General features: G+C 61.3%; 20 protein-coding genes and 1 tRNA gene. 13 read left to right on the forward strand and 8 right to left on the reverse strand.

What is annotated here, in order from left to right; genetic code table 11:
• The 6 genes from HMPREF2806_RS13140 to HMPREF2806_RS08460 all read right to left on the reverse strand — a co-directional run.
• Positions 1-199 (reverse strand): transposase (locus HMPREF2806_RS13140; RefSeq protein ID WP_232745381.1); only part of this gene is annotated, 199 nt, incomplete at its 3' end.
• A 146-nt stretch (positions 200-345) separates the two neighbouring features.
• Entirely contained in the window at positions 346-1497 is a 1152-nt protein-coding gene (locus HMPREF2806_RS08440; RefSeq protein WP_070517337.1) for a DUF3322 domain-containing protein, read from the reverse strand.
• Entirely contained in the window at positions 1484-4882 is a 3399-nt protein-coding gene (locus HMPREF2806_RS08445; RefSeq protein ID WP_070517338.1) for an ATP-binding protein, read from the reverse strand. The genes HMPREF2806_RS08440 and HMPREF2806_RS08445 overlap by 14 nt, the downstream gene beginning before the upstream one ends.
• Positions 4875-5540, reverse strand: coding sequence for a DUF4194 domain-containing protein (locus HMPREF2806_RS08450; RefSeq protein WP_070517340.1), 666 nt, complete (start codon positions 5538-5540; stop codon positions 4875-4877). The genes HMPREF2806_RS08445 and HMPREF2806_RS08450 overlap by 8 nt, the downstream gene beginning before the upstream one ends.
• On the reverse strand, positions 5537-7009 hold the full coding sequence (locus HMPREF2806_RS08455) for a DUF3375 domain-containing protein (RefSeq protein ID WP_070517341.1): 1473 nt from the start codon (positions 7007-7009) through the stop codon (positions 5537-5539). Before HMPREF2806_RS08455 ends, HMPREF2806_RS08450 begins: the two co-directional genes overlap by 4 nt.
• A 136-nt stretch (positions 7010-7145) precedes the next feature.
• Positions 7146-7379 (reverse strand): hypothetical protein, encoded by a 234-nt coding sequence (locus HMPREF2806_RS08460; protein ID WP_046647074.1) that lies wholly within the window; start codon positions 7377-7379, stop codon positions 7146-7148.
• A gap of 259 nt (positions 7380-7638) precedes the next feature.
• Here HMPREF2806_RS08460 and HMPREF2806_RS08465 point away from each other — a divergent pair, with 259 nt between their 5' ends.
• Positions 7639-8082, forward strand: coding sequence for a helix-turn-helix domain-containing protein (locus HMPREF2806_RS08465; protein ID WP_070517343.1), 444 nt, complete (start codon positions 7639-7641; stop codon positions 8080-8082).
• Positions 8083-8140: 58 nt separating this feature from the next.
• Positions 8141-8713 (forward strand): PIN domain-containing protein, encoded by a 573-nt coding sequence (locus HMPREF2806_RS08470; RefSeq protein ID WP_070510646.1) that lies wholly within the window; start codon positions 8141-8143, stop codon positions 8711-8713.
• Positions 8714-8778: 65 nt separating this feature from the next.
• On the opposite strand, the gene HMPREF2806_RS08475 is transcribed toward HMPREF2806_RS08470, so the two are convergent.
• Positions 8779-10107, reverse strand: coding sequence for an AAA family ATPase (locus HMPREF2806_RS08475; protein WP_070517394.1), 1329 nt, complete (start codon positions 10105-10107; stop codon positions 8779-8781).
• Between the two features lie 153 nt (positions 10108-10260).
• On the opposite strand from HMPREF2806_RS08475, the gene HMPREF2806_RS08480 reads away from it, so the two are divergent.
• The 8 genes from HMPREF2806_RS08480 (at position 10261) to HMPREF2806_RS08515 (ending at position 16941) form a co-directional block, all read left to right on the forward strand.
• Positions 10261-10686 carry a hypothetical protein gene (locus HMPREF2806_RS08480; RefSeq protein WP_070517345.1) on the forward strand — a complete coding sequence of 142 codons (426 nt, stop codon included), beginning with the start codon at positions 10261-10263 and terminating at the stop codon, positions 10684-10686.
• 106 nt (positions 10687-10792) lie between these two features.
• On the forward strand, positions 10793-11332 hold the full coding sequence (locus HMPREF2806_RS08485) for an MFS transporter (RefSeq protein WP_070517347.1): 540 nt from the start codon (positions 10793-10795) through the stop codon (positions 11330-11332).
• Between the two features lie 107 nt (positions 11333-11439).
• A tRNA-Ile gene (locus HMPREF2806_RS08490) sits at positions 11440-11513 on the forward strand.
• 117 nt (positions 11514-11630) lie between these two features.
• The gene (locus tag HMPREF2806_RS08495) at positions 11631-12080 is read left to right on the forward strand and encodes a Panacea domain-containing protein (protein ID WP_070517348.1); all 450 of its coding nucleotides are present in this window, start codon (positions 11631-11633) and stop codon (positions 12078-12080) included.
• Between the two features lie 74 nt (positions 12081-12154).
• The gene (locus HMPREF2806_RS08500; protein ID WP_070510638.1) at positions 12155-12511 is read left to right on the forward strand and encodes a hypothetical protein; all 357 of its coding nucleotides are present in this window, start codon (positions 12155-12157) and stop codon (positions 12509-12511) included.
• Between the two features lie 100 nt (positions 12512-12611).
• The gene (locus HMPREF2806_RS08505; protein WP_046647250.1) at positions 12612-13685 is read left to right on the forward strand and encodes a trimeric intracellular cation channel family protein; all 1074 of its coding nucleotides are present in this window, start codon (positions 12612-12614) and stop codon (positions 13683-13685) included.
• A gap of 48 nt (positions 13686-13733) precedes the next feature.
• Positions 13734-15332: a peptide ABC transporter substrate-binding protein gene (locus HMPREF2806_RS08510; protein ID WP_232745382.1), complete on the forward strand. Its 1599-nt coding sequence runs from the start codon at positions 13734-13736 to the stop codon at positions 15330-15332.
• Positions 15333-15375: 43 nt separating this feature from the next.
• Positions 15376-16941 (forward strand): mechanosensitive ion channel family protein, encoded by a 1566-nt coding sequence (locus HMPREF2806_RS08515; protein WP_070517350.1) that lies wholly within the window; start codon positions 15376-15378, stop codon positions 16939-16941.
• A 153-nt stretch (positions 16942-17094) separates the two neighbouring features.
• Here HMPREF2806_RS08515 and HMPREF2806_RS08520 read toward each other — a convergent pair whose 3' ends face one another.
• The gene (locus tag HMPREF2806_RS08520; RefSeq protein ID WP_070517352.1) at positions 17095-18744 is read right to left on the reverse strand and encodes an alkaline phosphatase D family protein; all 1650 of its coding nucleotides are present in this window, start codon (positions 18742-18744) and stop codon (positions 17095-17097) included.
• Positions 18745-18898: 154 nt separating this feature from the next.
• Between HMPREF2806_RS08520 and HMPREF2806_RS08525 the strand changes: the two genes are divergently transcribed.
• The 3 genes from HMPREF2806_RS08525 to HMPREF2806_RS08535 all read left to right on the forward strand — a co-directional run bounded on the left by HMPREF2806_RS08525 (position 18899) and on the right by HMPREF2806_RS08535 (position 21216).
• Positions 18899-19570 (forward strand): excalibur calcium-binding domain-containing protein, encoded by a 672-nt coding sequence (locus HMPREF2806_RS08525; protein WP_070517396.1) that lies wholly within the window; start codon positions 18899-18901, stop codon positions 19568-19570.
• A gap of 10 nt (positions 19571-19580) precedes the next feature.
• Complete coding sequence (locus HMPREF2806_RS08530; RefSeq protein ID WP_070517353.1) at positions 19581-20384, forward strand: serine hydrolase domain-containing protein; 804 nt, start codon at positions 19581-19583, stop codon at positions 20382-20384.
• 400 nt (positions 20385-20784) lie between these two features.
• Positions 20785-21216, forward strand: coding sequence for a hypothetical protein (locus HMPREF2806_RS08535; RefSeq protein WP_070517355.1), 432 nt, complete (start codon positions 20785-20787; stop codon positions 21214-21216).
• The last annotated feature ends 8 nt before the right edge of the window (positions 21217-21224 follow it).

Here is a 21224-nt window from a genome sequence, read left to right on the forward strand (position 1 = left end):
TCTCAGCACGAAGATCAGCCTCACTCATCCCATCCAAGTTTCCTCGGCGTTCACGCTCGAGTTTGACCCATCGGCCTAAAAGCCCGGCGGAAACACCGATTTGTTTAGCCACATGAGCAATCGGACGCTGTGACTCGATTACCAGGTTCGCGGCTTCACGCCGGGACTCCGGCGTGTACTTCTTGCGCTGTTGACTCACAATGAACATCCTCTCTCACGGACACAAGATCCGTACAAATAGGGCGTCCGCCTAACTCAAGGCTGGCTTCTCTAAGCTCGGAAATCTATGGAACTGATTCTGATTGAAGATTGGGACCATGATTCTGCTGCTGCGGAGTAAGGCTGTTAGTCATATTGTGTTCTTGACCCAACGAAATTGTGCTTGAGTATCGTGTTTGCATACGCAAACGGAATCCGCTCCTGCTCAATGCGCAGCCGGCCCTCGGTGAACAGAAGGCGGTAGGCGCGCTGCTCTTCGGTGGTGAGGTGGGTGAGGGTGGCAGAGCCGTCGCCGGGGTCGGGGACGGCGAGGTGTTGAAATGCGGTGACGGTGGCGGTGTCCATGAGCAGTGATTTCGTGTGGGGGAAGTGGGCGCGCACGGCGTTGAGGATGGCAAAGCCGGCGGCATCGAGGTCGCCCCAGTAGGTGATGTCCGCTTCGTGTAGCCAGCGCAGTGCGCGGAGCTGGTGGGCGGCGGTGCCGGAGCCGAGGAGGGCGATGGTGGGAGGGGAGGCGTCGGTAAGCGTGGGCAGGGCCAGGAAGGTTTGTTTGTTTTCCACGATGAGCACCCGGGGTGGGGTGTCGGGGAAGAGTTCGGCAGCGTCGGCGAGGGGGATTTCGATATCGGAGAGCGCTGGTGCGTGGTTGAGGTAGCGCAGGCGCAGGCGGGTGTCGCGGCGGCGCAGGCCCAAGTCCGTGATACCGAAGGGTGCGAGGAGTGTGAGAAGCAAGCGGCGGTGGTTGCCAATCCACTTGCCGTCCACGCCTTCGACCGGCACGGCGCGCTCCCACTCACCGGAATGGGGGTTTGCGCGCAGCCAGGTCAGGCACGGTCCTAGGCAGCGCAGGTCATAGGCGCTTAAGTCCTTCCACTGGTTGTAGGAGCGGTGGACGGTGCGGGTGAAGTCCGGGGAGTTCGGGAAGATGGCAGCGATGTCCTGGGCGCGCTGCTGGGTTGTGGAATACTCGCGTTTCAGGCCCGCGGCGGTGGCGATGCGTTCAGCGCCGGTGAGTTTTACGCGGGTGGGAACATCGTTGGTGCCCAGGCCCGTGCGGGACCAATTGCGTGTTTCATAGATGACTTCGTTCTGGTGCGGCCAGCGCTGCCAGGCGCGGATGAAATCCTGGGCGGTGCTGATATCGCTTGCTGCGGCCGCAGCTGTCGGTGGGTGCAGGGGCCACGCCAGGTGCAGCGAATCCGGATCGGACAGTGCTTCAGCGAAATGGTTGCGCAGGTATTTCGCCGCGTGCACCTGCAGGTCTTTAGGCATCCGCATCGGTGGGCTCCTCAGGGTGGGGTGGTTCGGGGTTGGGGGAGGAGAGGATGGAGGCGTCGATAAGTGAATAACCTGTGCGCGCCTGCGGGCGGCCGTTGATAATCGGCTCGTCGTAGTTGACCACGATGGTGCCATCCACGTAGGGCGAGAGCGTCTGGATGAGCTTGAAAGGCGTGGCCAGAATCATGTGGAAACCAAAGGAAGCAAAGACGGACATGGCCGTGCGGGTAAAGGTGGGATCGGCGCGGTCAAAGGCCTCGTCCAAGATGATGGAGCCATAGGTGGGCACGTCCTGGTCTGGCTCCGCCAGGCGGAAGCGCAGGGCCGCTGCCAGGCAGAAGAAGACGAGTTTTTGCGCTTGGCCGCCGGAGAGCGAGGCGGAATCCTGATAGGTATTGGCTGTGGTGCCGTCGGGGTAGCACTCGCGGCCGATGAAGCTGACGTGGCGGCGGGTATCCAAGACCACGTTGCGCCAGCGGATATCCTCCGGGTGGCTAGAGCCCAGGCGGCTCAGAATCTTGTCCAGGGCGTGGTAGCGCTGCAGGGCGGCATCGTGCTCATCTTTGCTGATTTCGGCCAGGCTGTGGGAGGTGGCGGCATCCAAATCCCGCTGGAAGTCTTGGACCACCTGGCCGCGGGCGTCCTTGACATCAATGCGCAGGGTGCGCTCACCGTTGAAGGGCGAGCGCTCCAGGGACTTGTTGATGAACTCCATGCGCGTTTCGATATCGCCGCGTGCATGGCGCAGAGAGGAAGCCAGGCGGGAAAGGTTCTGGACGGTTTGGCCGTTGAGCAACTCCAGGAATCGGGTGCGGAAATCCGCCAGGCGGTCAGCGCGTAGGTACTTCAGCTTCTCTATGCCTTCGCCGGCGAAGCTGGCCTGCGGTTCCAAGTCGGCGGCTTCTGCCGGCCACTGGGACAGGTAGGCGTGGAGGACGGAGACGATCGTGTCGTTGGCTTCCTCGATGCGGCGCGCGGCTGCGCGGGCGGCGTCCTGTAGCTCGGCCTGTACTTCATCGCGCCGGGTATCGATGTTATCGATGGTCAGCGTGCGCTTGCCCTTGTGCAGGGCTTCCTCGACGGCTTTCGCGATGTCCTTGTCGGCGATCTCCGGCACGGTGTCGATGATGCGGCGGCGCTCGGTGGAGCGCTTCAGCTCGCCTTCGACGTCACCGAGGTGTTTCTGTGCCTGGTTGAGCCGGGTGCGGGCAGCCTTCAGCTTTTCCTTCGCGTGCTGATGGGCGGCGGCTAGGGCTTGGGCCTCCGGGGAGGATGCCAGGGAATCGTATTGCGCTTGCAGGTCCTGCTTGCGGGCTTTCGCGGAGGCAGTGTCTATGTCCTGGAACTTCGTGTCCAGCACCTGCTGAGCTTTATCGCGCTGGGTGCGCAGGATGTCCATCTTCCGGTTGAGGTTATGGACCTGCCGGGCCGTGGCGCTGGCGGTGGCTTTGGCTTGCGCCAACTGGGAACGTAGTAGCTCAATCTTGGCGGTGTTGGTGGAACCCACCCGGTACCACGCTGTGCCGGAAAAGCGCGTGCGGTCATCCTTGATGAAACGCGTGGAGCCGTCCTTGTCCTTGGGGCGGCTTTCCAGGCCATCGCGAGTAACGGCGGGAGTTGTGGTGACCTTGTCCAGTTCCGCTACCGACTCCACGCATTCATAGTTGAAGCGGCGGGAAATGTGTTGGCGTACCCACGCCGTCATGGGGTGATCCTGGAATTCCAGCTTGTGGATGAGCTGCCGCGGGCTGCGCGCGGAGGCTGGCGCCGACGTGAACTCCGGGATGGTGCGGTATTCCAGACGGGTACCCACGTTGCGGGAGTTGACCCACTGGTTAATGGCTTGCCGCGCGTCCTCAGGCACGAGCAGCGTAGCGGCGAAGCCGTGCAGTAGCTTTTGGATGACCGGCTCCCAGTCCGCCTGCTGCGGGCTGATGTCGATGAGCTCGCCGGCGAAGGGAAGCTCGGATTCGGCGTAGCCGGTATCGCGGGCAAGTTGGGAGCGCAGCTCCACCAGGGCCTTGTCGATGTTGGTGCGCCGCGAGCTAAAAGAGCGCAGCTCGCTATCGAGCCGGGCGCAGGCGGTGGCCGCATCGCGGGCGGCCACGCCGGCTTCCTGCTGCTGGTTCGTCAGATTGGCGGAGTCGGTTTCGAAGTCGGAGAGGCGCAGCTGGGCGTTGGCCTGCAGCTCTGCGAATCCTTGCGGGCTGAGCTCATAGTGTTCGGTCCACTCGCCCACGGCAGCCGCAAGGCGCTGGAATTCTTTGGAGCGGTGTTCAATCTCTATGTCGGCGGTCTCCATCTTGGCGCGCAGTGCATCGAGCTCGCCGGCGCTGAGCTGGGAGACGGCCATCGCGGCGCGGCGCTCGGCATCATCGAGGTGGGCGACGTCGGCCTCGAGGGATTCCACTTCCGACTGTGCCTCTACCTGCTGGGCACTCAGCGCACGGATGCGAGAGTCCAGTTCCTCTGCCACCAGGCGGGCGCGCACGGCTGGCAGCGCCTCGCTCATGGCCTCGGCCTTGTGCTTATCTGCCTCCGCGGTCGCACGCTGGGCATGCAGCTGGGGCAGGGGCGCGAGCGTATCAATCTGGGCCTTGACATCTTCGACCCGCAGGTACGCCTGGCGCAGATCCTCAAATTGCTCCACGGCCTCCTCCGCTCTGGAGAAGGTCGAGGGCTTGTCCAGCATGTAGTCCCGGAAGAGCTGATCCAGGCTGGACAGCGACTTCGCGGACTGCGTGCGGTGGAGCAGCAGCTGGCCCTCCACGTTCTTGATGCCGAGGCGTTTGCGGAAACGATCTGCAAACGTGGCATATGTCGGCGTAAAGGACGCGCCGGGTCCCTTGTACAGGGCTTTGATCTTGCGGGTGTCCAGGCTACGGGCGAGCAAGGGGCTGAGCTTATCGACGTCCTCATCACCCGGCACCAGCCCATACAACTTCTTGATCTGGCCTACTGAGTTCTCACCGCCGTTGAGGCGGAAGATAGCAATGAGCGTGTGTTGCTTGCCCGCGCCGTTGTCATAGGTCAGCGCAACCACCGAGTTGGTAGCCCCCTCCCGCAGGTACTCCGGGGCGATTTCACCGGTCTGCGCGTTTTCCTGCTGCCGCCACGCGCCGCGAACGTAGGAGACGAGGTTGCGCCCGTTGTGCCGGCCGAGGTCCTGCTGCGAAGCTGCGTTGAACTTCAGGTGGTTCTGCGGAACCAAGACCGCCGACATCGCATCCAGCAGCGTGGATTTACCGGAGCCCGACCCTCCGGTGATGAGGAAACCTTTGCGTGCCACCGGGATGGAAAAGTAGCCGTGGAAGGTACCCCAGTTGATCAGCTGAATGCGGCTGATGCGGAACTGACCGGGGTACAAGTTGGTGTGGCTAGTCATCGGAAGTTTCCTCCTTCGCCTCATCTGCCTGCTCTTCCTCGGCCTGCGCCAGGCGGGCGTATTCGTCGCGGATGGCGGTGACGGTGGAGGCGTCGAAAAGCTGGCGTAGCACTGGTGAGACCTCGAAGCGCCCCTCGGTCTCAGTAGCGCTCAGCAGTGAATAGTCGTTCTGAATGCGCTTGATGGCGGCGTTGAAACGACGGTTGAAACCGGCTTCGTCGCGGTTGTCCACCGCGCGGACGTAACCGATTCCCTCCCGGAGGTCCTCGATGTCCACGATGACCCGCTCGCCGGGCAGCGCAAGCCCCAGCTCTTGGCGCAGGTTCAGCAAGATAGCGGTGTCGATGTGCTTGAGCTTATCCGTGCGCAGCACCTGCGGAATGCTCAAGGTTTCTTCCTCCACCATCCGGGTAAACGCGAAGCCTTCGGTCTCGTCCACGACGAGTTCTAGGAACACCTCATGCAGCCGGGCGCGGAGGTTCTCCTCATCCGAGATGATGGCGGCCCACAGCACCGGTTCCTTCTGCGCACGAATGAGCGGGCCCTGTAGGAGCTGCACTAATGCGCGCCGCGAGTGGTAGGTCAGCGAGCCTTTATCGTGCTCCCACAGCGGTGGCTCGTGGGCGGAATCGACGCGGGGAGTGTGTGCGGCGGTCACTGTAGCTCCTTAACGGTGGTGTGATCGAAATACTTGGCAGGGATATGGGCGCAGCGCACGGTGCCGTCCTCCTCGGTCCACGTGACTTTCTCACGCGATGGGCGCAGCACGGGCACCGGGTGCTGGTCGGCGATGTGCACCAAGCCCACCACGCTGGCAAGGCCCTGGGTTGGGGGATGGGCTTGAAGCACCTGGCCTACCGTGCAGGGGCCGGACTGGGCGACGGCCGAGCGTATCGCCTCGTGCAATTCTTCGAAGTCAATCTCCGATTCACGCACCAGCTCATACAAGGCTTGCGGGTCTTCTGCCTCCGGTTGGTATGCCACCGGGGTTTCCTCCACGACTTCGCGGCCCGGGTTGGCCAGGCGGATGCGGGATACGGAGTGAATCGACATGCCGATGCGCTGCAGTGGTGTCTCCATCCGGTGAAAGGCCTTGAGTTCGGAGTTTTGCGCGGCATCGATGGCCATACCGCGGGCCTCCCGCAGTAGTTCAATCATGCGCCGATCCTCCGCGAACTGCTCGGAGGAGACGTAGTTGCGCAGGCTGCGTGCCAGCCCCGTCATGGTCTGGTTGACCTCGAAGCTGGTGTCCTCCATATCGCGAAAAAGCCTGCGCAGCTGCTGCCGCCTGTCCGGGGCTAGCGCCTGTCCGGCTTCGCTGTCGAGGACCTCCGTGATCCACTGGTCCAACCAGGCGCTGCGCTCCCTATCCATCAAGAGGGAATAGAAGCCGCGGAAACTGCGCCCGGCGTCCGACTCCGCAATGTGGTCCACGCCGTTGAAGATCTCCTCCAGCACTTCGCCGCGGTAGCCCTCTGGATCCAAAAGTTGGCGGCGCAGTTGGTGGTTGAGGGCTTCAAGCTCGTGGCGTACCCGGGCGAAATCGCTCGGCACGGCCATGGCCATGTTCAGCACGTCTTGGACGCGTTCTTCTGCCTCCGCGGCGGTGAGCCTTTCGAACTGCCCGCGGCGGGCTTTCTCAATTTCACGGTCGATGCGGTCGCGTTCTTCCTCCAAGCTGGCCACGCGGCTGGCGATGTCTTCGTTCGTATCCCGCGCTAGCCTCTGCAGCGCGGAGCTAATCGATTCCACGCGTGACGCCGTCACCGTGGTCACCGGTGCCTCCCAGCGCTCAATGGCTTCGAGCGCGGACAGGGCCTCCTCGCTGGGTTCGAGCGTTTCACCGTGGGAGCTCTTTCCGGATTTTCTGATGAGCCACCCGGCCTTGACCCAGTCATTGCAGTAATTCTGCGGCGTGCGAGGCATGGAAAACTCACTGGCCAACACCTCGAAATCGGTGACCATGAGCTCATACACCTCCGCCGCTGGGCGTGCCCTGGTGCCGCGCGGGAAGTACTCCGCGATCAACGCCAGAATCACGGGAGCGTTATCCGCGGCCAGGAGCCGGATCGCGGCGGAATCGCGCATCAAACGCCGCAGCGATAGGGCGCGTGCTTCAACAGACATGTCTTGATTCTGACAGGTGTGCCGGACATGCGCAGCGAAGACTGGCTCAAATATTCGAAGCCCGCTGTCTGGCATTCGACCTGCAGAGTGCAGGTCGAAATAATCACGCCCATGGCGGCGGGCCATGAGTGAAGCTTTAAGCTGCGTTCACCTGGTCGTCTTCTATCTCTACGCGGCCCATGAAATACCGGGAATGCGACTTTTTCAAGGATTCCAGGGAAGGTGCTGAAATATGGGCGATCTCAATATCAGGATCGTCGATCGCTGCTTCGCGGCGGAGGCGTTCCTTAAGCGCTTGCGTCGAGTCCGAGAATTGTTTGATGAAAGACTCGCCTGAGCGACGTTTGTAGATGATTATAAAATCAGTCATTGTGCTACTCCGATTCATCTGGCTGTCCAACAAGAATTTCAGTTGTGCACAGCCCCTAATCTAGTGGCACTCGGTCGTGCATGGGGGTGACTCTTACTGTTGTCGCAAGTGACTTGGCCAACCTGTTGAATAACAACGCCTCGGAAGTTGATTGGGGCGGCTAGCGCAAGAGCATGCAACTCGGTTATCCTTGAGGGAGGTTTCACTTGTAAGCGAAAGGCGTTTCAGGTGTAAGTGTCACGCTGGGAAAGGAGCGCTGATGACTGCCTCTGCACTCATCAACGATCGGCTCATGATCGAAGAAACTACTCTCGAAGAGCTGAAGTCGCTGCAGACTCTCGAGGCAGCGAGCTTTCGGGTAGCAGATAAGCACGGGCGCCCAGTCCCGTTGTCGCGTGATGTTCAGCGATTGATTTCTCAGGTCTTGGCTTCTGTTGCGCAGCGAGGGGAAGTCACAATCTCTCGCATTCCTGAGGAGCTCACCAGTACAGTAGCTGCCGAGCTGTTAGGCATCTCGCGTCCAACGCTCATGAAATGGGCAAAGGAAGGAAGGATAGCTACCCACAAGCGCGGAACACATACGCGGTTTAAGCGTGAGGATGTCCTGCAGTTGAAACGCCAGCGCGCTGAGGAACGCGTGAAAGCGTTCCAAGAATGGCGTGCATTCGAAGAGGAGAACGAGAGTTTCTTTTCACAGGCCTAGGTGCATTGAGAACTGCTAGAAACTGCACTGGGCTAACGCGGTTACTATCCTCGAGAACATGCCGCAAAAGGTATTCGTTGACGCAAACATTTTAGTGAGCCGTACAATCCTAGATTGGCTTTTTGCGCTGCAGATTTTATCTGGAGACATGTTTGTGTTCTATACGTCTCAAGACGTACTTGCGGAAACGGTACGGGCGATGCGGCGGAAACATCCCACAGCACCTGGGAGAATTATCAAGGACCGTGTCGAGAAGATCGGTGCGGTGATGGAGGAAATCATTGATGATTTTCCCGGAGACATGCCTTTCGACGGTTTGGATCGTCATGACTACCATGTCCACGCGGCGGCTTTCGCCTCACAAGCCGACATCATCCTTACTGATAACTCGCCCCAGGATATAACCATTACTGCCAGCGAGCAGCGCTACGAGATAATGAATGCGGATGCATTCCTCATGCTCATTCGCGATTCCGCTCCAAACTTAGTGATTGAATGTACGAGTCAGCAGCTGGAGTATTGGCAGAAAAGGAAGGGCTTTCAGGGCCTAGACGATGCGCTGAGGAGAGCGGGTTGCGACAATTTTGCCAGCGCTGTGCGTGAAGCCTTGCAGGCGCTCGCGCAGCGCTAGTTTCATCCGCTCAGCGCTTGTAGCCGCAGACTTTCCAGTGGTCGGTGGTGCTATAGCCCGCACTCTTAAGCCCTAACAAGCTCCTGCAGCGCATCGAGAGCCGCACGGGAGGCAGTGCCGTAGCGCTCGCGAAGGAAGCGGTGGGTGGCGTCGGGGTTGTCGAGTGACACGGATGTCTCGCTGAGGTTGTGTAGCTCTGATTCGCCGGCATCGGTCTTTTCCACTGACCAGAAGCTCTCCGGGCGCAGGCCCAGTTCGCTGGAGCGCTCAAGCACGCTGAAGGCGTGGGAGGCAAAGATGAGCTGCGCGCCGTTGACGTTGATGCTGGGCTCGCGGAAGGCATCGATGATGAAATCCAACAGCGCTGGGCGCAGGGCGGAATCCAGCTCATCAGCCACTAGGATCCCACCGCGGCGCAACGTGTCCAACACCAGGGGAGCGGTGGCCATCCAATTCTGCGTGCCCCCGGATTCATCGGTCAACTTCAGCGCGTAGTAGGAGTCACCAACTTTGTGCTCCACGATGATGGAGTGCAGTAGGGACTCGATCTCTGCATCGGAGTAAGCCTGGAACTCGTCTGGTCGGGGGATGCTGCCGGCGCTGCGGCTGAGCGCATCAATGACCGGGCGCATCTGGCGGAAGACGTGCTCGGGGATGTGGTCCTGGTTCAGCCGCACGGAGTGGATTCCCGAATCGGCCGCGCGCAGCAGCGCGGCAGCCTCATGCAGGTGCAGCTTGCCCTCACGGATGAGGGTGGTGATGCGGGAGGCAGTACTCATGGAGGTATGGCCGTGCGGCAGGTAGGACACGTCGTGCACCAGGGCGCGGGCCAGCGGGGCGAGGATGGGGTGCTCATCGCGCAGGCCAGCGGACAAGAGCAGCTCGGTGTCATCGATGGGGCCGAGCTTGGCGACGTCCCCTTCATCCATAAAGGACTTAGTCCACTGCACGTCCTCGCCGCGGGTCCGCACGAAGCAGGGGCTCCACCGAGTCGAGGGCACGCGGCTGAGCCATTCGGCATGCACGCCGGTAAAGCTCCACTGGAAGCCGTAGAGGTAGCGCACGCCGTCGAGTTCGAACTCCAGCTCAAAAGTGCTGGGCAGTCGCTGTGTGCGGGGGTTGAGGCGGTAGGGGGCGTGGGGGAGTTGGTTGGGTGGGGCGTCGGCAAGCCAGGCGGTGGCGGAGGACTCGATGGCGAGCAGAGCGAAAGCGAGGGCGTTGAGGATGCTGCTCTTGCCGGAAGCGGTGGGGCCGATGAGAACGGTGATGGGATCGCTAACCTGCGCCCAGCCTTCTTCCGGGGCGGTGGAGTGCTGCCAGTCGTGGTAGAGCGTGAGCGTTTGGGTGGCGCGGATGCTGCGGAAGTTGGACACGCTAAAGGAAAGGAGCCTCATGATCACGAGACTACAAGCTCCCAGATTCTTCATCAGATAAATCTGTCCTAGGTTCGGGCCCTGAGTTTTCGTTCTCGCCCCATGCCTTACCTCAGCCGGCGCTGGTAGCGTTTTAGTACGTACCGCAAAAGCAACCACAGGAGGCCGCATCCTATGGACAGCTCTATTACCGATCTGCTCTTATACATCGGTTTAGTGTTGCTCATGGTGGCCTACTGGACCTTTTACATCCAGTACGTGCGGCGGATTCCGCAATCTGAAGAATGGTACGACTCAGCCGAGCCGGACGGCGCAGAGAGCGATGGCCTCCTCTTTGTTTATCCTTATGGCACGCTCTTGATGGGCGCTGGCGGTGCCTTGGGGTTGGTTGTAAGTATGGGCCTTCCCGAGCCTGTCGAAAAAGTGTTAGGTGCTCTGTTCATGGCGGCCATGCTCATCGCACTCATTGGGTTTACGGGCGCGTTCGGGATTCCGCTTCCGTGGCCTTTTGTTCCGCATTGGGTCGTGGACATTCGCAAAGCAAAACGCGCTCGAAGGCGTGAGCGTAGACAAGCCTGGAAAAAGAGAGAGAAAAAATAAGCCTGGCAGCTTACTCAGCGGCTGAGGTCCCTGTGCAGTGGGTCTAGGGCTGAGCGTCGTCAGTTTTGTAGGTGAAAGTAGCGGCGATGCACGCTAGGCTTTTGGCATGAAGTATCGGAACGTTCAGATCAGCTCCGTCGCGGCGCTTGTCATGAGCCTTTTAGGCACGGCGTTCTTTGCTTTGGGGCGGGTCATATTTGGTGTCGGCGGATGGCTCGCATTCTTTACCCTTCCGGCCGGCGGCATCGTGGTCCTTGCGCTGTTAGTTTTGTGGCTCATCCCCGTACGTACCCCGAAGGAAGATGAAGGGGGCGGAACGTACAAGGCCTTCGGGTGGCGCGAGTCGTGGGCATTCATTGCTGTGACCGTGTTCCTCTTCCTTGCTGGCTTTTTTATCGTAGATCTCGGCGATACCGACGAGAGCGTGAAATCCGCCTTCACCCAGATTGTCGGTCGGTGGGCCCTAGACCTGTCCTCGATACTCTTTTGGCTCAGCGTTTTCGGGGTGATCGCCTCCTACGTTATCGGGGTCGTTGTGTCGGTGAAGGGGCAGAAGGTCGCTGACGAAGACCAGGCGCAGAGTTCAGGCCCGGGAGACCTGGACGAGGCAAACCTTGGCGAGGATCTCAGCCAGGACGAGCCCTAAATTGCCGTTTTCTGGGCCTGCCGATTAATGTTGCTGGGAGCGGATTCGCTGCCGTACGTGGCGCACCGGCTGCGCGCTGGTGTGGGTTGCGTGGGTAGGGAATACGCGGGGCTATAGCTCAGTCGGTTAGAGCTACGGACTCATAATCCGTTGGTCCCGGGTTCGAGCCCCGGTGGCCCCACAATTCAGAGCTTCTATGCTCTCCTTTAAGCAGGTGTTTCGCGATCGATCCAACATTGAGATGTTCACATGTCTTGGGCCTGTTGTACTCTTAGCGGGAAGTGGAAGGAGGGCAAGCATGGAGCAATTTACGGCGCGGCAAATCGCCGAATGGTTTGTAGCGTGGGCTGATGAAACTGATGATGCTGACATTACGCAGCTCAAACTTCAAAAGCTTCTCTACTACGCCAAAGGGCTGCATATGCGCTCCTCCGACGGCCTGCCGCTTTTTCCTGAACGAATGGAAGCCTGGGCTCATGGTCCAGTAGTCGTGGACGTCTACCATGACGTTAAGCACTACGGAAAGCTTCCTATAGACCCCGATGAGTTCGTCTCGGATGATTTCGACTGGGATGATTACCGCGACGTTGAGCAGGACTTGATTGAGGTATGGGATAAGTATGGCCCCTACTCTGCATGGGCTCTGCGGAATAAAACCCACACCGAGTCGCCGTGGAAAAAGAACTTCGTGGAGGGCAAACGCGGGTTAGAAATAACTGATGCCGATCTGAAGAACTACTTCTGCTAGCTGTGGGCACGAAAAGTAAACGACGGGGGAGTAGGCCAACCAGAGGGGTGAGGAGCGCCCCAGATTCAAGCGTCGTGGATGCTCTTCGTAGCTCGCGGGCTGACTATCCGCTCCTGTCAACGCGATTCCTGCAGCAGGGGTGGGGCTTCGAAGAACTAGATGATTCAATGCGCGCAGAGTTTCTGGAAAAGTGGCACAAGCGGTCAGTGCTTTCATGGAAAGAGCTGGCACAGCATCCCAGGCACGGACTCGGCTCAGAGTTTATTCCGGCAAGCGCTATCAAGCCTCAGATTCCGCGGCAATTTCAGGATGTGGAGAAATTCCGGGTTTACCGTCACAAAGGGAATCTTCCTTTCGCGGGCTGGAAAGACGGGGAAGTGTTTTATGTCATTTGGATTGAGAAAGCCTACAACGAGCTCTACATGCATTAGCTCATTTTCTGAGCCTTAGCGGTCCGCCAGCTAGGCGGCGCATTGCAAGGAATAGCTCCTCAATGCGAGAGATTGCTTAGCACCCGATACGATGACCACCATGAGCGTTGTCGAGATGGACCCGTTGATCGAGTCGCTGTACTACTGGTCCGACATCATAGGTGTCCTCCTCATGGGCATCATCGGTGGCACCATGGCCCGGCAGCGCGGCTATGACATCGTGGGTTTCTTCTTCATCGCGATGTTCTCTTCCCTCGGCGGCGGCATGATCCGTGACGTGCTCATTAACCGCGGCACCGTCGCCGCAATGAGCCAGCCGGAGTATCTCTACCTGGCGTTTACTGGCGCCATCATCGCCCGCTTCGTCTACTTCAAGGGCAAAACGTGGGACTACGTGCAGTCGCATGGTGATGCGGTGGTCTCGGCCCTGTGGGCGTCGACAGGCGCGCTCAAAGCCATCGCCTACGGCCTGCCCCTGATTCCCTGCATCATGATGGGCGTGTTCACGGCGACGGGTGGATCCATGATTCGTGATATTGCCATGGGGCGCGAGCCCGCCGTCTTTGGTGATAACACCCCCACCGTGATCCCCGCGGTGGCCTGTGCGCTGGTGGTCTTGGGTGCAGACTCGGCCGGCTACTTGGCCTGGGGGGTTATTCTCGGGCCGGTCGTATCCTTTGTCCTCACGATGCTGGGCATCTGGGCCGGGTGGCGCGTGCCTGCGCGTCAGGAGTGGGCGCCGGTCAATGACACCGCGGCCTACGTCATGGTCATGGCGCGCAAGGCAGAAAGCAAGGGGCGTGCCGTAGGACGTCGTCTAGAGCCCACGAAGCTTCGCTCCTGGCGCCACAACCAGATGGAAAAGGCCCTGCAACGCCGCATCGAGCGCGAAGTCCGAGCCGGCAAGCGCCGTGCGGAAGCCGCCATCGATGCCTCCGAATTCCTCGACTCCTTCAACGAGGAAGTCGCAGAGATGTCGGAGATGATGGAGCCGGCCGTTGCGGAAGCGGAGTCCTCCGACTTCGGTGTGGACCTAAGCGGTGACTCCTACGAGGAACAGAGCGCTGAGGGGCCAACGCCGCGCGAGCTTTTGGATCGCATCTTGGCCGATGATCAGCTCACCGATGAATTGGTGGAAAGACTCATGCGCCGATATGAAAAAAGAGATGATTAGAACCTGAGAAATGCTTTAATCTAGTGATGAAAGTGAGGTGATGGACGCGTGACGTCGAGGCGTTCTTTTCTGGGCATGCTCGCGGCGCTGGCGGTGTCGGGCGTTGCGGCCCCCACGCTGGCGGGTTGCGGAACGGAACCGGAGCGCATGGATACCTCGGGAATGAATCTCATTACTACCGATATCTCGGAGCCGCAGCGCTCCCTCATCCCGGCCGATTCCAACGACGTGCCAGGCCAAACCATCATCAACCTGGTGTACTCGGGCCTGATGTACCTGGATAAGGACGGCGGCGCCCATTACGACATGGCGGAATCCGTCACGCAGGTTGATGACACCACGTTTGACGTGCAGATTCGTGAAGACGCGGTGTTCTCCGATGGCTCGAAGGTCAGCGCGCAGGACTTCGTCGATACGTGGAATACGGCAGTGCGCCAGTCCCTGCTTTCCGCACATCACTTTGCGCCGATTCTCGGTTTCAATGAAGGCAGGAAGGAGATGCGCGGGCTGACGGTGACGGGGGAGAAGTCCTTCCGCATTGAGCTCTCGCGCCCCACGGCGGGCTTCATTGAACGCTTGGGTTATTCCGTCTTTTTCCCCATGCGCTCTGCGGATCAGGACAAGCTGAGTGAGCGCGGCACGGACCCGATTGGCAGCGGGCCATACCTGTTGGCCTCGTGGGAACGTGAGAAGGCGTTGACCCTCGTGCCGAACCCGCGTTATAAAGGGCCGCGACACCCGCAGAATGAGGGCATTAAGTTCGTCGTGTACGCCTCGGAGGAGCAGGCCTACGAGGATCTTGTGGCGGGCCGGCTGGACGTGCTGACGCGCATCCCGGCGGAGAAGCTCGGAAGCTTCGAAAAGGAGCTCGGCGCGCGGGCCCTTACTAAGCCTGGCGGTTCGATCATGGAGATCACCATTCCCGCCAACGATGCCAATTTCCGCGGCGAGGCTGGCCGCCTGCGCCGCCGGGCCCTGTCCATGGCGGTAGACCGAGAAAAGATTGCGCGGGACATCTTCCACGACCGAGTGACTCCGGCCAACAGCTTCGTAGCGCCGCTCTTCGGCTCCCCACCGCCTGCGCCGGAAGGTGCTGACGTGCTGACCTACCAGCCGGATAGAGCCCGCGAGCTGTGGGAACAGGCGGAGAAGCTAGACCCCTTTAAGGGGACGTTCAGCATCGCGTTTAACGCCGATGGCGGCCACAAGACGTGGGTCGATGCGGTGGCTCAGCAGGTGACGGATACCCTCGGTGTGCTCGCCGAAAGCAAGGAATTTGGGACCTTGAAGGAATTGCGTCGAGAGGTCACAGCGCGGCACATTACCGGTGCTTTCAGGACGATTTGGCAGGCGGAATTTCCGGATGAGTCGACCTTCCTGGTGCCGCTGTTTGCCTCCTATTCCTCAGAAAACGAGTCAGGTTTTCGCAGCACCGAATACGACGAGTTGCTGAAGAAGGTAGGCCAGGCGAAGGACCGGGAGGAGGCCCAGGAGTACTACTTGCAGGCCCAGGAGCTGTTGCTGGAGAAGATGCCGGCGATTCCGCTGTGGACGACTAAGGCATTCAGCGCCTACGGCAAGGACATCATCCCTGCTGGCTACACGTGGAAGCCCACTCCGAACTACTATCTCATCCACCGCGCTTGAGATTCCAAGGGTTCTGTCAGGCTGTAGGACTAGGCTTGGCGCAATGCTGAAGTATTACTTTTTCGCCATTTGGCAGGCCTTCGTTGACCATGGTTTGCCACTGCTAGGAATGCTGCTGTTGGCGATTCTCATCCCGCGCATCGGCCGCTTGGCGGTGCGGGTTATTGAGTCCCGCCTCGATGAAAACCAAGAGTCCACCAAGGCGCGCTTGGCGCTGGCCGGCGCGCTGGTCTATGTGGCACAGGCGGTGGCGTACTTCCTGCTCGTGTTGGCGGCGCTGGCCAACGTTGGAGTGCCTCCCCTGGGCGCGGCCATCCCGGCAACCGTGGTCTCGGCTGCCGTCGGTTTCGGCGCCCAGTCGATCATCGGTGATTTCCTCGCCGGTTTCTTTATCCTCTCGGAAAAGCAATTCGGTGTGGGTGACTATGTCAGCTTCGACGGAGTGACCGGCGTGGAGGGCACCGTCGTTTCGCTGACCTTGCGCACGACGACGGTGCGTACGCCGACCGGTGAAGTTGTCATGGTGCCGAACGGTTCGGCGGGCGTGGTCACAAATTACTCGCAAGAGTGGTCGCGCGCGGTGGTGGATATTGCCATCCCGGTCCATGAGGGCGATTCCGTGCAGGAGCTGACCGAACAGGTAGAGAAGATTTCACAACGCGCCATCGATACCCCGGACATCCGCGCGGACGTGGCTGGTGAGCTCGACGTTCTGCCCGCTACTGGGTTGGTTGCTCCCACGGTGGCCGGCCAGCCATGGCAGGTGAAGTACCGCGTCTTGGTGCAGGTCAACCCCGCACGCCAGTGGGCGGTGGAGCGCGCGATCCGCTCGGCGCTGCTTTCTTCCTTCTGGGATCTGTACAAGCTGCCTAACGCTGAAAACGTCGCGGGTGAAGTCCTGGAGGTGCTGGGCGGCGCGGTGGATGCCGATGCCCCCACCACCGTCATGCCGGCGGCAGGCGCTAACACCGAGTCGAGACAAGAGAGCTCGGCGTCCGAGACGGAAGCTATCGCCGCTGACGCTGTCGCTGACGCGGCCGCCGAAGCGCAAGACAGCAAGGATGACGGCCCAGGGCGCCCGGCCTATTCGGCCGAACCCGACGACGAGGAAGAGGATGATTACGGCCGCGGTATCTGGCGCGCGGATAAGCCGGAGAACAAGTGGGACTCCTTCTGGACGCTTGGCGGGCGCGTGCGTCGCTCCACCACAGGGCTTATCGCCGGGCTCGGCGCGATCAGTGTGCTGCTGTTAGCGTCCGCCAACCCAGACGGCGTGGAGAATGCCGGGTGGCTATCACCCTCGCGCTGGATGGGACAATCAGAGACAACGTCCGAGTCCACTCAGCCCTCCGAACCTTCGCCAACGCCACAAACCGCGCCACAGGACGAGCCTACCTATGTCTCGACGCCCGAGGAGCCGGTGGAAAGCGTGCAGGGCACAGTCACTGAAAACACCCCGGACAGTGAAGCCGTCTACGCACCTGTGAATCCAGGGGAACCGACAACCCAAACACCAGCGGAGGAAGGGGTCTCCGAAACTCCCGCGCCCACTGAGGGCGCACAGGCTACCGCTACTGAAGGGGCCTCGGAGCCTTCCGCCGAGATGTAGACCCGAAGGGGGCCGAGAGGCGCTGCACAGAGAGAGGTGAGAGAGACGCTTGGAGAGGGCGCACGAGAGATATGAGTGATAGGGAAGTGCAGCGGCGTAATGCGCTACACCTTATGTATCGGCCCATCGCCACCGATCGTTAACGCAAGCAAGCTAGCTCACAACTCCCGCGCCCGGCCTATAGGTCAGCGCATGCGCCTGCCTCACGGGGGAACCCGGCCTGAGTACATCATCCACGCGCAGCCAGTGCATCTGCGCCTCCTCGCGGCTCAGCGTGACGAAGCAATAGCCGTGGCTATCCAGCTCGACGTGGTGGCACTGCGGGTTGGCCTGGCGTAATACCTGTTCGGCAAGGCGGGAGACAGTATTGCCCGCGCGTAGGTTGAGCGCCTCGTTGATATTGGGCGCCGACACGGACCCGCACACCATCTCCGCGGCAACCACCTCCTCGCCCTTGCTAATCGTATGCGCCCATTCGGTGTGGATATCGCCGGTGAGGAACAGGGCGTGGGCAGGGGAGGCGCGGAGGGCGTCGATAAGCGCGCGGCGTTCTGCGGAGTAACCATCCCACTGGTCCCCGTTGACGGGAATCCCTGTGATGTTCTTCGTCAGGGCAGCAGCCACCTGTGCGGTCAGCGAATTCTCCTGCAGTGACACCAGGTTCAGCGGGGCAAACATCACCGAATTGCCCAGCAGATTCCACGTGGCCTGCGAGGTCTCAATCTTTCCCAGCAGCCAGTCATACTGCTCCGAGCCCAGCATGCTCCGGCCCTCTTTCATAAACGCCACCGGGTTCCATTGCGCCTGCTGGTCGCGGTAGGTGCGCAGGTCCATCATGGTCAGCTCCGCCAAATCGCCGAAGGTCAGTGAGCGGTACAGATGCCCGTCCTCGGAAGCCGCGGTGGCGCGCACGGGCATCCACTCGAAATAGGCGCACATGGCCGCCGTCTGCCGCTCCTGCCAGCTTCCTTCCGTGGCGGGGTCGTGGTTCTCCGCGCCGCCGGCCCAGTTATCGTTGGCCGTTTCATGGTCATCCCACACCACGATCCACGGCAGAGCGGCATGCGCTGCCTGCAGGTCGGGGTCGGTGCGGTAGCGCCCGTAGCGCGTGCGGTAATCCGCCAGCGTGGTGATCTCGTGCGCTGGGTGGTGCAGGCGCACCGGCCCAAACCCGGAGTATTCGCCGGCGGCGTACTCGTAGATGTAATCGCCTAAGAACACCATGTAATCCAGCTGCCCGGAGTGCGCGCGCTGGGCGATGTCCGCGTAAGCGCTGAAGAAGCCCGACTCCCAGTTCGCGCAGGAGGCGACCCCAAACGTGAGCTGCTCCGGCGAGGAGGTGGCCGCAGGTGCGGTCTTGGTCCGCCCGATGGGGGAGGAGACACCATCGACGAGGAAGCGATAAAAATACACGGTGTCCGGCTGCAGGCCGTGCGGGTCCACGTGGACGGTATGGTCACGGCTTGCGGAGGCAACCACAGTGCCGCGCTTGACGACGTCCCTCATCTCCCCATCCGCTGCCACCTCCCACTCCACGGTGACCGAGGGCCCTACGCCGCTGCCCGGCAGTGCCTCCTCGGTGGGCGTGATGCGCGTCCAGAGGATGACTGAATCCGGAATCGGATCGCCGGATGCCACTCCGTGCACGAAGGGCAGCGTGCCCGCGGGCGGCTCTACTAGCCCGAGGGAGGAGGTGGACGTGGGATCGGCTGCCGAGGCTGAAGAGGCGACGAGGGAGGCAGCGGTGGCTGTGGCTAATCCGGAGGCGTGGAGGAGGCGGCGACGAGTTAGAGAGCGGCGCATGGCTCTACGGTTTCTCCGCTGAGGCGGTGTCGCAACTTGGGGGCAGAGAATTCGCCCGCCGGTCAGGTGTGGTTTTCCGTGGCTTCACGTGTGCTTTACCCCTTGGGGTGGAGTAATTTCTTGCGGGGTGAGTTACGGGCTATAACTTATGCTTATGAAGAAGTTCTCTCGTGCGGTTCTCGCCGCCTCTGTCTCTGTTTCTCTCTCCCTGTCCGTTGTCGTCCCCGCTCAGGCGGAGACCGGTGCTTCCTACGAGGAGGCCCCCACCGCGGTTTCCTCTCCGTCTGATACGGGCGACCTCGAGTCCGGCCTGTCTTCGGAGCTGGATGTTGAATCCTCCAGCAAGGAGCTGGGCTCCTCCACCGAAGGCACTGGCTCCTCCAGCAAGGAGGAAGATGACGCCGAATTCGAGCAGTCTTCCCAGGGTGAGAGGATTGCCTTGGGCCTGGGCATTAGCGCAGCGCTTCTCGCGGCCATCGCCGGCGGCGTGTTCTGGGCCGTGCAGCAGGGAATCATCCCGAACCCGCTGCCGGGCGTGATTCCTTCGCCGAAGGCACAGGAGCCCGCACCTGCTCCGGCACCTGCACCTGCCCCCGCACCGCAGCCAGCTCCGGAACCGGCTCCTGCGCCGGCTCCCGCCCCTGCGCCTGCACCGAAGCCGGCACCTGCCCCCGCACCGAAGCCGGCACCGGCTCCGGCCTACTACTCTCGCTGCGCCGATGTGTGGAACGCGCTGGGCCGCCCCATCTACCCGAGTGACCCGGGCTTCCGTTCCAAGTTTGACCGCGATGGTGATGGCGTAGGCTGCGAGCGCGATCCTCGTTAAGCTGGAGCGCATGAGCGCTTTTTCTTCTCTTGAATCCTGGCCCGTCGATACCGTTGCCGGTGCCTTGCTGCACCGCGGCGAGGTAGTAGAACAGGTCGGTGATGTCTCCCGCCGCTTCCCGGTGGCGTCTGTGACCAAGCTGGTGGCCGCCTATGGGGTGATGGTGGCAGTAGAGGAGGGCGCTGTGGAGCTGGATCAGGCAGCCGGTCCTGAAGGCTCCACGCTGCGACACCTGTTGGCCCATGCTTCGGGCGTGGGCTTTGATACCCGGGAGTCTCAAAAACCGGTAGGAGAGCGCCGTATCTATTCCTCGGCGGGCTATGAGTGGGCTGCCGAGGTAGTCGAGGCTGCTACCGAGATTCCTTTTGCTGACTACCTTGCGGAAGGCGTGTGCGCTCCGCTGGGTATGCAGGCCACCACCCTGGAAGGCTCGGCCGGGCACGGGCTGGTCTCTAGTGTGGAGGACCTCTCCGCCTTTGCCGCCGAGGTGTACGCGCCGCGCCTGCTCGATCCCGCCACCGTGGAAGAGATGCGCAGCGTCCAGTTCCCGGGGCTGCGCGGGATTGTGCCGGGCTACGGCAGCTTCAAGGACTGCACGTGGGGGCTGGGCTTTGAAATCCACGGCGAGAAGAAGCAATGGATGGGCGGCTTGCCCGCCGATGCCGTGGGGCATTTCGGCATGAGCGGCACCTACCTGTGGGTGGCCGGTGAGTGGGCGATGGTGGCGCTCACGGATCGCGACTTTGGAGACTGGTGCAAGCCGCTGTGGGCGGAGGCCAATACGGCGATCTGGGAGGAATGCCAGGCGCGCTAGTCGTAGCCGCGGTGAAGAATTCGAGCGTCGCCGCGGCGCACCGACAGGCGCCACAACGGGGGTAGTGGGGCACCTGTGGCGACCGCGCGCACATGATGCTCGTGAGTGTTTGTGTGGCACATGTGATTAATGGGGTGAATTTTCGGGCGAAAGTCTCAACCTGATATTGAGGCAGCGGGGGCTTAAGTGCAGGTTGAGGGTTGTTGTGGCCTAAGTGGCGGGGGAAAATCGTGGGCACACAACGACGCGCCGAGTGGCCACATACCGTGGCCACACCAATCGGTGTTCGCGCCTCGGCGCGAGTGGCGTGATGAAGACAAGTTCGTAGGGGAAGACGAAGCTCGTCTTGCGTCGGCACATGCCGGCGTGCCATCACTCGCACGTCAAAGGAGTTTAAGGAGTGAATCAACGCGTTCACCCGCAGGTAGCCGGTGCAACCGCGCCGGCCCCTTCAGCCAGCCCACTTGGCAGCCCAGCGGATACGTGGCCCAACCGCGCCTGCGGTGAGGTCTGCACCGCCGTGCTGCAGATCTCGGGCATGCCGCGCAGCCTGCGCCCTGCCATCGAGCGCGCAATGGCGCGCTGTATTCGCAGCGAAAGCGAATTCATCGTCCCCGGCGATGACCCGCTGACCGCCCAGTGGTGCACCCGCTGGCGCCGCGACCCGCTGTGGAACGTTGTCGGCATAAAAGCCGACAACGCAGGCTGCACCGGAATCGGTTGCCAGCAAGTGCTCACCGGAACGCCCAGCGAACTAGAAGCGCTGGGCCGCGCGGTGGAGATGCTGGCGGGGGAGTACGGTTTTCGGGGCGTCGTCAAGCGTGCGGTCTAAGTCGGTGA

The sequence above is a fragment of the Corynebacterium sp. HMSC076G08 genome (assembly GCF_001811515.1).
Taxonomy (GTDB): domain Bacteria; phylum Actinomycetota; class Actinomycetes; order Mycobacteriales; family Mycobacteriaceae; genus Corynebacterium; species Corynebacterium hiratae.

What these genes read in the sequence shown, in the direction of transcription:
- HMPREF2806_RS08515 (WP_070517350.1), top strand. Translation starts at nt 15,376, where the DNA reads ATGCTGAAGTATTACTTTTTCGCCATTTGGCAGGCCTTCGTTGACCAT.
- HMPREF2806_RS08445 (WP_070517338.1), bottom strand. Translation starts at nt 4,882, where the DNA reads ATGACTAGCCACACCAACTTGTACCCCGGTCAGTTCCGCATCAGCCGC.
- HMPREF2806_RS08440 (WP_070517337.1), bottom strand. Translation starts at nt 1,497, where the DNA reads ATGCGGATGCCTAAAGACCTGCAGGTGCACGCGGCGAAATACCTGCGC.
- HMPREF2806_RS08505 (WP_046647250.1), top strand. Translation starts at nt 12,612, where the DNA reads ATGAGCGTTGTCGAGATGGACCCGTTGATCGAGTCGCTGTACTACTGG.
- HMPREF2806_RS08495 (WP_070517348.1), top strand. Translation starts at nt 11,631, where the DNA reads ATGGAGCAATTTACGGCGCGGCAAATCGCCGAATGGTTTGTAGCGTGG.
- HMPREF2806_RS08470 (WP_070510646.1), top strand. Translation starts at nt 8,141, where the DNA reads ATGCCGCAAAAGGTATTCGTTGACGCAAACATTTTAGTGAGCCGTACA.
- HMPREF2806_RS08465 (WP_070517343.1), top strand. Translation starts at nt 7,639, where the DNA reads ATGACTGCCTCTGCACTCATCAACGATCGGCTCATGATCGAAGAAACT.
- HMPREF2806_RS08530 (WP_070517353.1), top strand. Translation starts at nt 19,581, where the DNA reads ATGAGCGCTTTTTCTTCTCTTGAATCCTGGCCCGTCGATACCGTTGCC.
- HMPREF2806_RS08460 (WP_046647074.1), bottom strand. Translation starts at nt 7,379, where the DNA reads ATGACTGATTTTATAATCATCTACAAACGTCGCTCAGGCGAGTCTTTC.
- HMPREF2806_RS08520 (WP_070517352.1), bottom strand. Translation starts at nt 18,744, where the DNA reads ATGCGCCGCTCTCTAACTCGTCGCCGCCTCCTCCACGCCTCCGGATTA.
- HMPREF2806_RS08485 (WP_070517347.1), top strand. Translation starts at nt 10,793, where the DNA reads ATGAAGTATCGGAACGTTCAGATCAGCTCCGTCGCGGCGCTTGTCATG.
- HMPREF2806_RS08525 (WP_070517396.1), top strand. Translation starts at nt 18,899, where the DNA reads ATGAAGAAGTTCTCTCGTGCGGTTCTCGCCGCCTCTGTCTCTGTTTCT.
- HMPREF2806_RS08455 (WP_070517341.1), bottom strand. Translation starts at nt 7,009, where the DNA reads ATGTCTGTTGAAGCACGCGCCCTATCGCTGCGGCGTTTGATGCGCGAT.
- HMPREF2806_RS08480 (WP_070517345.1), top strand. Translation starts at nt 10,261, where the DNA reads ATGGACAGCTCTATTACCGATCTGCTCTTATACATCGGTTTAGTGTTG.
- HMPREF2806_RS08475 (WP_070517394.1), bottom strand. Translation starts at nt 10,107, where the DNA reads ATGAGGCTCCTTTCCTTTAGCGTGTCCAACTTCCGCAGCATCCGCGCC.